Annotated in this window: 9 protein-coding genes and 1 tRNA gene; 5 read left to right on the plus strand and 5 right to left on the minus strand. The window is 71.0% G+C overall.

What is annotated here, in order from left to right; translation table 11 throughout:
• Positions 1–97 precede the first annotated feature (97 nt).
• The 3 genes from hrpA (at position 98) to ABFY07_RS36045 (ending at position 4,818) form a co-directional block, all read left to right on the plus strand.
• On the plus strand, positions 98–4,024 hold the full coding sequence (hrpA, locus tag ABFY07_RS36035; protein WP_346178542.1) for an ATP-dependent RNA helicase HrpA: 3,927 nt from the start codon (positions 98–100) through the stop codon (positions 4,022–4,024).
• 291 nt (positions 4,025–4,315) lie between these two features.
• A tRNA-Asp gene (locus tag ABFY07_RS36040) sits at positions 4,316–4,390 on the plus strand.
• A 116-nt stretch (positions 4,391–4,506) separates the two neighbouring features.
• Positions 4,507–4,818, plus strand: coding sequence for a DUF6274 family protein (locus ABFY07_RS36045; RefSeq protein ID WP_346178543.1), 312 nt, complete (start codon positions 4,507–4,509; stop codon positions 4,816–4,818).
• 448 nt (positions 4,819–5,266) lie between these two features.
• On the opposite strand, the gene bldC is transcribed toward ABFY07_RS36045, so the two are convergent.
• A complete protein-coding gene (gene bldC / locus ABFY07_RS36050; protein ID WP_003949541.1) occupies positions 5,267–5,473 on the minus strand; it encodes a developmental transcriptional regulator BldC in 207 nt (68 codons plus the stop codon).
• A 476-nt stretch (positions 5,474–5,949) separates the two neighbouring features.
• Entirely contained in the window at positions 5,950–6,786 is an 837-nt protein-coding gene (locus ABFY07_RS36055; RefSeq protein WP_346178544.1) for a DUF8083 family protein, read from the minus strand.
• Positions 6,787–6,984: 198 nt separating this feature from the next.
• Between ABFY07_RS36055 and ABFY07_RS36060 the strand changes: the two genes are divergently transcribed.
• Positions 6,985–8,139 carry a Leu/Phe/Val dehydrogenase gene (locus ABFY07_RS36060; RefSeq protein ID WP_346178545.1) on the plus strand — a complete coding sequence of 385 codons (1,155 nt, stop codon included), beginning with the start codon at positions 6,985–6,987 and terminating at the stop codon, positions 8,137–8,139.
• Positions 8,140–8,526: 387 nt separating this feature from the next.
• A complete protein-coding gene (locus ABFY07_RS36065; protein ID WP_065962612.1) occupies positions 8,527–8,787 on the plus strand; it encodes a DUF3073 domain-containing protein in 261 nt (86 codons plus the stop codon).
• Positions 8,788–8,907: 120 nt separating this feature from the next.
• Here ABFY07_RS36065 and purM read toward each other — a convergent pair whose 3' ends face one another.
• The 3 genes from purM to ABFY07_RS36080 form a co-directional block, all read right to left on the minus strand.
• On the minus strand, positions 8,908–9,990 hold the full coding sequence (gene purM / locus ABFY07_RS36070; protein WP_346178546.1) for a phosphoribosylformylglycinamidine cyclo-ligase: 1,083 nt from the start codon (positions 9,988–9,990) through the stop codon (positions 8,908–8,910).
• A 104-nt stretch (positions 9,991–10,094) separates the two neighbouring features.
• A complete protein-coding gene (gene purF, locus ABFY07_RS36075) occupies positions 10,095–11,654 on the minus strand; it encodes an amidophosphoribosyltransferase (RefSeq protein ID WP_346178547.1) in 1,560 nt (519 codons plus the stop codon).
• Between the two features lie 153 nt (positions 11,655–11,807).
• On the minus strand, positions 11,808–12,596 hold the full coding sequence (locus ABFY07_RS36080; protein WP_346178548.1) for a maleylpyruvate isomerase family mycothiol-dependent enzyme: 789 nt from the start codon (positions 12,594–12,596) through the stop codon (positions 11,808–11,810).
• Between the last annotated feature and the right edge of the window lie 60 nt (positions 12,597–12,656).

The raw sequence follows: 12,656 nt of genomic DNA on the forward strand, positions 1-12,656 counted from the left end.
AACGGACAACTCGGATATACCTCCCGGCGTGCTCTGGACAACACCGGACAGAAATCGTTCGCCAGTCGTTTTCGGGAGGTGAGATCCTGGAGCCCGTATGTCCACATCGCCTGCCCCCGCCCTGACCGCCCTCCTGGAGCGGCTGCCCGAGCTGATGCTGCGCGACCAGCAGCGGCTGGGCCGCCGGCTCGACGGCGCGCGCCGGATCCGCAAGCCCGAGGCCCGCGCGGCCGTGCTGGGCGAAATCGCCGACGAGATAGAGCGGGCCGAGCTGCGGGTCGAGGGCCGCCGCGCCGCCGTGCCCGCCGTCACCTACCCCGAAGAGCTGCCGGTCAGCCAGAAGAAGGACGACATCCTCGCGGCGGTCCGCGACCACCAGGTCGTGATCGTCGCGGGCGAGACCGGCTCCGGCAAGACCACCCAGATCCCCAAGATCTGCCTGGAGCTGGGGCGCGGCGTCAAGGGCCTGATCGGCCATACCCAGCCGCGCCGCATCGCGGCCCGTACGGTCGCCGAGCGCATCGCCGAGGAGCTGCGGTCGCCGCTGGGCGAGTCGGTCGGCTGGAAGGTCCGCTTCACCGATCAGGTGAGCCCGGACACCCACATCAAGCTGATGACGGACGGCATCCTGCTGGCCGAGATCCAGACCGACCGCGAGCTGCGCCAGTACGACACGATCATCATCGACGAGGCCCATGAGCGCAGCCTCAACATCGACTTCCTGCTCGGCTACCTGGCCCAGCTGCTGCCCCGCCGCCCCGACCTCAAGGTCGTGATCACTTCCGCGACCATCGACCCCGAGCGCTTCTCCCGCCATTTCGGTGACGCGCCGATCGTCGAGGTCAGCGGGCGTACGTACCCGGTCGAGGTGCGCTACCGCCCGCTGCTGGAGGAGGGCGGCGAGGACAGCGACCGGGACCAGATCACCGCCATCTGCGACGCCGTGGACGAGCTGCAGGCGGAGGGCCCGGGCGACGTCCTGGTCTTCCTCTCCGGGGAGCGGGAGATCCGGGACACCGCCGACGCGCTCAACAAGAAGCAGCTCCGGGCGACCGAGGTGCTGCCGCTGTACGCGCGGCTGTCGCACGCCGAGCAGCACCGGGTCTTCCAGCGCCACACCGGGCGCCGGATCGTGCTGGCGACGAACGTGGCGGAGACCTCGCTCACCGTCCCCGGCATCCGGTACGTGATCGACCCGGGCACCGCCCGGATCTCCCGCTACAGCCACCGCACCAAGGTGCAGCGGCTGCCCATCGAGCCGGTCTCCCGGGCCAGCGCCAACCAGCGCAAGGGCCGCTGCGGCCGCACCAGCGACGGCATCTGCATCCGGCTGTACTCCGAGGACGACTTCCTCACCCGCCCGGAGTTCACCGACGCCGAGATCCTGCGGACCAACCTGGCCTCCGTCATCCTCCAGATGACCGCCGCCGGGCTCGGGGACATCGAGAAGTTCCCGTTCATCGACCCGCCGGACCGGCGCAACATCAAGGACGGCGTGCAGCTGCTGGAGGAGCTGCACGCGCTGGACGGCAGCCAGAAGGACCCGCGCAAGCGGCTCACCCCGGTCGGGCGCAAGCTGGCCCAGCTGCCCGTGGACCCCCGGCTGGCGCGGATGGTCCTGGAGGCCGACCGCAACGGCTGCGTCCGCGAGGTGATGGTGATCGCGGCCGCGCTGTCCATCCAGGACCCGCGCGAGCGGCCCTCCGACAAGCAGCAGCAGGCCGACCAGCAGCACGCGCGCTTCAAGGACGAGGGAAGCGACTTCCTGGCCTTCCTCAACCTGTGGAAGTACATCAGGGAGCGGCAGAAGGAGCTGTCCTCCTCCGCGTTCCGCCGGATGTGCCGCCAGGAGTTCCTGAACTACCTGCGCATACGCGAATGGCAGGACATCTACAGCCAGCTCCGCGCGGTCGCGAAGACCATGGGCATCCAGATGTCCGACCAGGACGCGTCCCCGGACCGCATCCACACCTCGCTGCTGGCGGGGCTGCTGTCGCACGTCGGCCTCAAGGATCCCGACAAGAACGAGTATCTGGGCGCGCGCAGCGCCAAGTTCGCCGTCTTCCCCGGCTCGGCGCTCTTCAAGAAGCCGCCGCGCTGGGTCATGTCGGCCGAGCTGGTGGAGACCTCGCGGCTGTGGGCGCGGGTCAACGCGAGGATCGAGCCGGAGTGGATCGAGCCGCTCGCCGAGCACCTGGTCAAGCGCACCTACAGCGAGCCGCACTGGGAGCAGAAGCAGGCGGCCGTGATGGCGTACGAGAGGGTCACCCTCTACGGCGTGCCCATCGTCGCCCAGCGGAAGGTCAACTACGGCCGGATCGACCCGGAGACCTGCCGGGACCTGTTCATCCGCAACGCCCTGGTGGAGGGCGACTGGCGCACCCACCACCAGTTCTTCCACGACAACCGCAAACTGCTGGGCGAGGTCGAGGAGCTGGAACACCGCGCCCGGCGGCGCGACATCCTCGTGGACGACGAGACGCTGTTCGATTTCTACGACCAGCGGCTGCCCGAACACATCGTGTCCGGGGCGCACTTCGACTCCTGGTGGAAGCACAAACGGCGCGAGGAGCCGGAGCTTCTCAACTTCGAGAAGTCGATGCTCATCAACGAGCGTGCGGCCGGCGTCACCAAGGACGCCTATCCGGACTCCTGGCGCCAGGGGAAGCTCAAGTTCAAGGTGACGTACCAGTTCGAGCCGGGCACGGACGCGGACGGCGTCACCGTCCACATCCCGCTCCAGGTGCTCAACCAGGTCACCCCCGACGGCTTCGACTGGCAGATCCCGGGGCTGCGCGAGGACTTGGTGACCGAGCTGATCCGGTCGCTGCCCAAGCCCATCCGCCGCAATTACGTTCCGGCGCCGAACTACGCCAAGCGCTTTCTCGACACCGCCGTCCCCCTCCAGGAGCCGCTGACGACCGCGCTCTCCCGCGAACTTCAGCGGATGGCGGGGGTCCGGATCGACCCGGAGGACTGGGACCCGGACAAGGTGCCCGGCCACCTCAAGATCACCTTCCGGGTCGTCGACGAGCGGCGCCGCAAACTCGCCGAGGACAAGGACCTGGAGGCGCTGAAGCAGCGGCTGAAGCCCAAGACCCGGGCCGCCATCTCCAAGGCATTCGAGACCTCGAAGGAGGGCGGGGGCCTGGAGCAGCGCACCGGGCTCACCCGCTGGACGGTCGGCACCCTCCCGCGCACCTTCGAGACGCGCCGCGCGGGCCAGCCCGTCAAGGCCTACCCGGCGCTGGTGGACGAGGGCGAGTCCGTGGCCGTACGCCTCTTCGACACCGAGGCCGAGCAGCGGGAGGCGATGTGGCGCGGCACCCGCCGGCTGATCCTGCTGGGGCTGCCCGCCAACCCGGCCAAGTTCGCCCAGGACAAGCTGTCCAACCAGGCCAAGCTGGCGCTGTCGCGCAGCCCGCACGGCAGCGTCCAGGCCCTCTTCGAGGACTGCGTGGCCGCCTCCGCCGACCGGCTGATCGCCGGGCGCGGGGGTCCGGCGTGGGACGAGGAGGGCTTCCGCAAGCTCTTCGACGGGGTCCGGGCCGACATCATGGACGCGACGCTGGACACCGTGCGGAAGGTCCAGGAGGTGCTGGCCGCCTGGCAGGCCTGCGAGCGGCGGCTGAAGGCCACCACGAGCCCCGCGCTGCTGGCGTCCCTCGCGGACGTCAAGGAGCAGCTGGCGGAGCTCATCAAGCCCGGTTTCGTGACCGAGCACGGGGTGCGCCGGCTGCCGGACCTCATGCGCTATCTGGTGGCCGTCGACCGGCGGCTGCAGCAGCTCCCGACCAGCGCCGAGCGGGACCGGGCGCGGATGGCGAAGGTCAAGGAGATGCGGGACGAGTACGCGTGGCTGCTGGAGCAGTTCCCGGCGGGCCGGCCGGTGCCGCGCGAGGCGCTGGAGATCCGCTGGATGATCGAGGAGTTGCGGGTGAGTTATTTCGCGCACGCCCTCGGCACGGCGTATCCGGTGTCGGACAAGCGCATCGTGAAGGCGATCGACGCCCTCGCGCCCTGACGGCCCGACGGCCCTGACCCGCCCGGTGGTCCCGGAAAGGCGCCGAGACGGGCTCTGGGGGGCCTTCACGGGCCTCCTGGAACCCCACCGGGGCCGTAGGGGGCCGTACGGGGGTACGGGGACGGGGTACGGGGGCCAGGGACGCGGTGCGGCGCCGCGCCGCTCTCCGGGCCGCCGCGGTGGGGGCTCGGGCGGGCGCCGGGCGCGAGTTCGACCGCACCCCCTGACCTGCTGTAGAGTCTGGTTCCGCAGCGCACGGAAGAGCGCGGCAACCAAGCAGCTGAGCTGCATGGTCCTGTGGAGCAGTTTGGAGTGCTCGCCACCCTGTCAAGGTGGAGGCCGCGGGTTCAAATCCCGTCAGGACCGCAGAGAAAAGGCCCGGACCGCACAGAGGTCCGGGCCTTTCGGCGTCTTGACGGCGGCACGTACCAGGGGTACCCAAGCTAGAAGGTGGCTTGGGGCGCGCGCGGGAGGTACGGCTCATGACGACATCCGCGAGGCATGAGACGAGGGCGCTGCTCCGTGCGCATCTGGCGGCCGCCGCGGGCTATCGCCACTTCACCCGCCACTGCCCCATCTGCCATCGGCTGCTGCGGCTCGCCATGGACTCGGCCGCCATGGATTCAGGCGCCATGGACTCGGTCCCCTTGAACCCGGTCCTCATGGACTCGGTTCCGATGAACCCCGCGGCCATGGATTCAGTGGCCATGGAGCCGGCGAGGGACACGGCGCGGGACGCGGCGGCGGAATCCCCGTCCGCCCGGGCCGATGACGGTCCGGCGGCAACTCGGTAAGCCCTTACCGCAGTTGTGGAGCACGCCACAAGCATTGTGCGGTGTGACGGGAGTCACCGAATGGGCTCAAGGACTAGGGGAACTTACACCCCCCCTACACCCAGTCAATTTAATATGTGCAATTGCACTGCCCATCCAAGCCCCCGGGAGGCTTCCGGAAGGGGTGATTCCGAGGCGACTCGCCCACCCGCCCCCACCCTCCCGCGACGTCCCGCCACGGCGTGCTACCGGTGAGTCACCAAGCCCCGGAGGCGGCCGCGAGCGGCCCCGGTGAGCGGGCACAAAAAGATCGCGCTGGACCCGGCGGAGTCCAGCGCGATCGACGACGCACCCATGTCGAGCGGGCGTGGGGCCTGTTGGGGCAGGCACCAGTCGTTGTGGAGCTAAGTGGAGCCACGTGGGCGGTTTCCTGGCTGGGGGGCCGGAAAACGCCCGGTTATGCGGTTGTTCAGGCCTCGCTGCGCTGCTGCGGGATGCCCGCCAGCAGTGCGCGGACCTCCGCTTCGCGGTAGCGCCGGTGTCCACCGAGCGTGCGGATGGACGTGAGCTTGCCTGCCTTGGCCCACCGCGTGACCGTCTTCGGGTCCACGCGGAACATCGTGGCAACCTCAGCCGGGGTCAGCAGCGGCTCGGCATCAGGGGTGCGAGCGGTCATGAGCGGCCTCCTCGGGAGAACCGAACCATCACGGTTCTTTCCTCTAAATTCTGCACCTTGACCCGCGTTGCCCGAAATGGCGGACGCGGGCCGAGTCGGTTATAGGACGAACGGCTTGTCCTCGGCACTACAACTACACCATCTGTCCAGCCCCGTCGGCCAAACCGATGGAATTGCCCTCTCAGGTGTTCAACCTCGACGGAAGCCGATGGACCATGTCATAGCGGACAGTCACGCGGCCGTGACGATCAGTCACAACAGGACCAGGCTCACCAGACCCCGCCAAGGAGCGCAATACCGATGAATCCGCCCACACTTGGGCGGAAGGAGTCCTTCCCGGACTCCTTGTCCTATTTTGACACGAGGGTGGGGGATTGCCGCAAGGCCCGAAGTCAGTGCTTTAGGTCACGATTGAGGCAATGGCCCGGATCGGGACCTACGTCCCGCCCGTCCCCCTTCCGCCCCGCGCTCCGGCCTCAGCTCGCGTTCTGGCGGCGGCGCACCGCGCTCCAGCGCTCGGACAGCCGCTCGTACACCCTCCCCGCCCGCTCCCCGTCCCCTTCGCGCAGCGCGGCGAGCCCCTCCGTCACATCGGCGGCGGAGTGGTCGTCGTCCAGCTGTCCCGGGGGCACCGCGTGCACCAGGCCGCCGTAGTCCAGCTCGACCAGCGAACGGGGGTGGAATTCCTCGAGCCATCGACCAACATCTACCAGGCCGTCGATCAGCGGCCCCTCGCCGAGACCATCCTTGAGCACCTTAAGGCCGCGCGCCACTCGGCGCCTGGCCTGGACCATCGGGGTCCGGTAGCGCAGCAGGGGCCCCTCGTCCCCCTTGGCGTACTCGCGCTCGTCGTCCGCGAAGAGCACGAACCACCGCACCGGCACGTGCCAGGTGGCCGATCTGATCCACGGCCGGGCGTCCGGATTGCGCTCCAGCCACCGCTCGTAGTCGGCCGCCGCCTGCCGGCGCACCACCGGGGGCAGCGCGGCGTCCAGCAGGGGCGCCGGAAGGCGCTCGGCGAGCTCCTCCAGGGCCAGCCAGCCGCGCAGCCGGGTGCGCCACGGACAGACGCAGGTGACCCCGTCCACGACCGCCACGAACGCGTCGCTGCTCTCGTGCACCGGCACCGGCACGGGCGGCACCGGCAGCAGGTCCGCCAGGGAGCGGCGCAACTCGTCCTGGGCGCCCGGGAGGTCGTCGCGCTTGGCGTAACGTGCCCAGTGAGAGCGTTCGGGCTCGGGAAAGGCCGCCAGCGGCTCGTACACCCTCAGGTACGCCGCGTACGGGACAACCACCGAAGACGCCAGGGTCACGCGCGCTCCCTCAAGGCCGAGACGGTCGCCGGGGCCCGCTCGTCCCCGGCTGTCCGCATCGTCCCACGCCCGGCCCCGGCGCTCCGCGCCCGCCGTCGGGACTCGGCGCCCACCGTGCCCTTCCGCGACGGGCCCCAGGGCTTACGCTCTTGCCCACCGGCCCTCCCCACCAGCAAGGAGGGCATCCGACAGCGGCATATGGGAGTCACCACAGTGACCGACGTACGTCATACCGTCAGCGTCGACGGTCCGACGGGCAGCGCAGTATCCGGGTCCTCGTCCCCCCTCACCACGCTCTTCGCCTCCGATCAGGGCGGCCATGAGCAGGTCCTGCTCTGCCAGGACCGGGCGAGCGGCCTGAAGGCCGTCATCGCCATCCACTCGACCGCCCTGGGCCCCGCCCTCGGCGGCACCCGCTTCCACGCCTACGCCTCCGAGACGTGCCCCGAGGACGCGGCCGTCATGGACGCGCTCAACCTCGCCCGCGGCATGTCCTACAAGAACGCGCTGGCCGGGCTCGACCACGGCGGCGGCAAGGCCGTGATCATCGGAGACCCCGAGCAGATCAAGACCGAGGAGCTGCTGCTCGCCTACGGCCGCTTCGTGGCCTCCCTGGGCGGCCGCTACGTCACCGCCTGCGACGTGGGCACCTATGTCGCCGACATGGACGTCGTCGCCCGCGAGTGCCCCTGGACCACCGGCCGCTCCCCCTCCGCGGGCGGTGCGGGTGACTCCTCCGTGCTCACCGCCTACGGCGTCTTCCAGGGCATGCGGGCCAGCGCCCAGGCGTCCTGGGGCGAGCCCACGCTGCGCGGCCGCCGGGTGGGCGTCGCGGGCGTCGGGAAGGTCGGCCACCACCTCGTCGAGCACCTGCTGGAGGACGGCGCCGAGGTCGTGGTCACGGACGTGCGGGCCGAGTCCGTGGAGCGGGTCCGCTCCCGCCACCCCCAGGTGACGGCCGTCGCCGACACCGACGCCCTGATCCGCGCCGACCTCGACGTCTACGCCCCCTGCGCGCTCGGCGGGGCGCTCGACGACGCCACCGTGTCCGCGCTGACCGCGCGCGTGGTGTGCGGGGCCGCCAACAACCAGCTGGCCCACCCGGGGGTCGAGAAGGACCTCGCCGACCGCGGGATCCTCTACGCGCCGGACTACGTCGTGAACGCCGGCGGTGTGATCCAGGTCGCGGACGAACTACACGGTTTCGATTTCGACCGGGCCAAGGCCAAGGCGGCCAAGATCTTCGACACGACGCTGGCCATATTCGATCGGGCAGAGGCCGACGGAATCCCGCCGGCCGCGGCCGCCGACCGGCTGGCCGAACAGCGCATGGCGGAGGGCCGCCGCCCCTAGGGAGCGCAGGAGGCTGCCGGAGACCGCCGGAGGCCCTTCCGGGCCCTCCGGCAGCCCGCGCGCGGGCCCCTGTGGACGCTGCGTCACGGGGCCCGCACGGCGCCGTACGGGGCCGTCCCGGGGCCGTCGGGGAGAGATCCCTCACGGCCCGTCGGCGGGTCGGCCTCCAAGACACGTTAAAATCGCAGCTGACCAGCGGGTACGGGGCTGTCCGCGGGTTGTGCGGCGTGGCACGTCATGCGGGCGACGTACCGTATGGCCACAGAAGCAGGTACCGTTGAAGCCCTACGGGCCGGGTTCTCTTTCGAGAGTCCGCTCCGCATTGTGAACGTGAACGCGTGTCAAGACTCTGGGGCCGTCGAGCCCCGTCGTTGAGGGGGTCGAGCCATGGGGCGCGGCCGGGCCAAGGCCAAGCAGACGAAGGTCGCCCGCCAGCTGAAGTACAACAGCGGTGGGACGGACCTCTCACGCCTGGCTGAGGAGCTGGGCGCATCGACATCGAGCCACCCGCCGAATGGCGAGCGGTTCGAGGACGATGAGCTGGACAACGACCCGTACGCACAGTACGCGGATCTGTACAACGACGACGAGGACGAGGACGACGCCGACGAGCAGTCGGGGCCGTCCGCGCAGCGTCGTCGCGCCTGACCCTTCCTTTCAGGTCGCATCAGGCGCTCGGCTGCGAGCCGCACCTCCGCCGGTCCGGGGCAACCGCCTCGGACCGGCTTCTGTGCTGTCGTTGCCGGGTCGCCGGACCCGGCGGCGACCTCAGCTCGCGTAGTCACCGATCACCGACACCGCACCGGCGTGCCCGGCGGTCCGCTCGACGATCTCGCCGCCGACCCAGGCGTCCACACCGCGGTCCGCGAGGGTGGCCAGCGCCACGTCGACCGACTCCTCCGGCACCACGGCGATCATGCCGACGCCCATGTTCAGGGTCTTCTCCAGCTCCGCCCGCTCGACCGAGCCGACCTTCCCGACCAGGCCGAAGACCGGGTCCGGGGTCCAGGTGGAGCGGTCGACCACGGCGTGCAGACCGTCGGGGATCACCCGCGCCAGGTTGTTGGCCAGCCCGCCGCCGGTGATGTGCGAGAAGGCGTGCACCTCGGTGGTGCGGGTGAGGGCCAGGCAGTCCAGCGAGTAGATCCGGGTGGGCTCCAGCAGCTCCTCGCCCAGCGCCCGGCCGAGCTCCGGAACCTCCCGGTCCAGAGACCAGCCGGCCCGCTCGAGGAGCACATGGCGGACGAGTGAGTACCCGTTCGAGTGAAGTCCGGACGACGCCATGGCGATCACGGCGTCACCCGTACGGATGCGATCCGCGCCCAGCACCCGGTCGGCCTCCACCACGCCCGTGCCGGCCCCGGCCACGTCGAACTCGTCGGCCCCCAGCAGCCCCGGGTGCTCGGCCGTCTCGCCGCCCACCAGCGCGCAGCCGGCCAGCACACAGCCCTCGGCGATGCCCTTGACGATGGCGGCGACCCGCTCCGGATACACCTTCCCGACACAGATGTAGTCGGTCATGAACAGCGGCTCGGCGCCGCACACCACCAGGTCGTCCACGACCATGCCGACCAGGTCGCGGCCGATGGTGTCGTAGACCCCCATCCGGCGCGCGAGGTCCACCTTGGTGCCGACCCCGTCGGTGGCCGAGGCCAGCAGCGGCCGCTCGTAGCGCTTGAGGGCGGAGGCGTCGAAGAGCCCGGCGAACCCGCCGAGACCGCCGACGACCTCGGGCCGGGTGGCCTTCTTCACCCACTCCTTCATCAGCTCGACCGCGCGGTCGCCCGCCTCGATGTCGACGCCCGCGCTCGCGTACGTGGACCCGGCCGCGCCCGGGGAAGGCTCAGACATGACGTTGAGATCTTTCGTGTGGTGGTGATGGGAAGAGCGCTCTTCGGCGCCCTCCGTGGGCGCACGTGCTCCCGCGCGGGGCTCCCGTGCGGGGACCGGCCCCGCTACGGGCGCCGCAGCGCGTCGGCGCCGCCGACGCCCGCGGTCAGCGTCGCGACACCGTCCGCGTCGCTGCGGCTCGGGGCCTGCGTCTCGGCTTCCAGGAGGTGCTTGCCGAGCAGCTCCGGGTCGGGGAGTTCCATCGGGTACTCGCCGTCGAAGCAGGCGCGGCACAGGTTCGGCTTGGCGATCGAGGTCGCCTCGATCATGCCGTCGATGGAGATGTACGCGAGCGAGTCGGCGCCCAGCGACTTGCCGATCTCCTCGACCGACAGCCCGTTGGCGATCAGTTCGGCGCGGGTCGCGAAGTCGATGCCGAAGAAGCACGGCCACTTGATGGGCGGGCTGCTGATGCGGATGTGCACCTCCGCCGCCCCGGCCTCGCGCAACATCCGGACCAGGGCGCGCTGGGTGTTGCCGCGGACGATCGAGTCGTCGACGACCACCAGGCGCTTGCCCCGGATGACCTCCTTGAGCGGGTTCAGCTTCAGCCGGATGCCCAGCTGGCGGATCGTCTGCGAGGGCTGGATGAAGGTCCGGCCCACGTACGCGTTCTTGACCAGCCCCGAGCCGTACGGGATCCCGCTGGCCTCCGCGTAGCCCACGGCGGCCGGGGTGCCCGACTCCGGGGTGGCTATCACCAGGTCCGCGTCGGCCGGGGCCTCGGCGGCCAGCCGGCGACCCATCTCCACCCGGGACAGGTACACGTTCCGGCCGGCGATGTCGGTGTCCGGGCGGGCCAGGTAGACGTACTCGAAGACACAGCCCTTGGGGCGGGCCTCGGCGAACCTCGTCGAGCGCAGCCCGTTCTCGTCAACCGCGATCATCTCGCCGGGCTCGATCTCCCGGATGAAGGTCGCGCCGACGATGTCCAGGGCGGCGGTCTCGGAGGCCACCACCCAGCCGCGCTCCAGGCGGCCGAGGACCAGCGGGCGGATGCCCTGCGGGTCGCGGGCCGCGTAGAGGGTGTGCTCGTCCATGAAGACGAGGCTGAAAGCGCCCTTGACCTTGGGTAGCACGATCGGGGCGGCCTGCTCGACGGTGAGCGGCTTGCCGTCCGCGTCGACCTGCCCCGCCAGCAGGGCGGTGACCAGGTCCGTGTCATTGGTCGCGGCGACCTGGGTGGCCCGGCCGTTGTCCCGCGGCAGCGCCGCGACCAGCTCGGCGAGCTCGGCCGTGTTGACCAGGTTTCCGTTGTGGCCCAGCGCGATCGAACCGTGGGCGGTCGCCCGGAACGTCGGTTGCGCGTTCTCCCACACCGAGGCACCGGTGGTGGAGTAACGGGCGTGACCGACCGCGATGTGGCCCTGGAGGGAGCTGAGGGAGGTCTCGTCGAAGACCTGGGAGACCAGGCCCATGTCCTTGAAGACCAGGATCTGGGAGCCGTTGCTCACCGCGATGCCCGCGGACTCCTGTCCACGGTGCTGCAGCGCGTACAGCCCGAAATAGGTGAGTTTGGAGACCTCTTCACCCGGAGCCCAGACACCGAAGACGCCACAAGCGTCCTGGGGGCCCTTCTCACCGGGGAGCAGGTCGTGGCTGAGTCGTCCGTCACCACGTGGCACGCCACCGAGTCTAGGCCAGTTCCGGAGCGGGTCGACACGAGGGAGCGCGAGGGGGGCGTAAGTCACATTCCCGGAAGACCCCCCTGAAGGCCCCCGGACGGCCACGCGGCAGACCCGCCGCAAGCCTCCCGCGGGCCCCGCGGGCGACGTCTCTCAGCCGAGAAGCGGCAGGTGGGGCGCGAGATCGGCGCGCTCGCCGCCGGCCGTGACCTCGGCCGACCCGACCGCCTCCCGCCAGTCCGCGCGGCCCGTGGCGAGGCGGATCCAGGTCAGCGGGGTGGTCTCGACCACATTCGGGGGCGTGCCGCGGGTGTGCCGCGGGCCCTCGACGCACTGGACCACCGCATACGGCGGGACACGGACCTCCACCGACCCCCCGGGCGCCTTCGCCGCGAGCGCGTCCGCGAGCAGCCGTGTGGCGGCGGCCAGGGCCTGGCGGTCGTACGGGAGGGGGGTGCCGAGCGCCGCCGCCAGGTCGTCGGTGTGGACGACCAGCTCCACGCAGCGCGTGACCAGGAAGTCGTCGAGCCGCATCGCCCCCACCCGGGCCGCCAGCAGCCGCTCGCCCGGGATCGCCGGGACCAGCTCGGCGAAGCGCTCGGCGGCCCGGTCCAGCAGCTCGGCCGGCTCGGCGCTCGCCGCCAGGGCGCGGGTGTCCTCGTCGATGTCGCCGGCGCGCGCCGCCGTCGCGGCCACCCAGCCGGTCACGGTCACCTCCCGCACGGGCGGCGCGGGCTGTTCCAGGTGGCGGCCGGCCGCCTCCACCGCCATCGCCAGATGCGCGACCAGCTCCCGGACCGTCCAGCCGCCGAGCCGGGTCGGCCGCGCCAGCCGCTCCCCGTCCAGGCCGCGCACCGCCTCCCGTATGTGCTCGAACTGCGCGGCCACGGCGGCGCGCGTCTTGACCGGGTCGTAGGTGCGGGCACGGGCGCGGGCGGGCATGGGGCCGAGCTTACTCACGGGCGTGGACACCCCGGGGACAGCGGCAGAGGATGGAAGCCA

It is taken from the genome of Streptomyces sparsogenes subsp. cuspidosporus, assembly GCF_039532705.1.
GTDB classification, from domain to species: Bacteria; Actinomycetota; Actinomycetes; order Streptomycetales; family Streptomycetaceae; genus Streptomyces; species Streptomyces sparsogenes.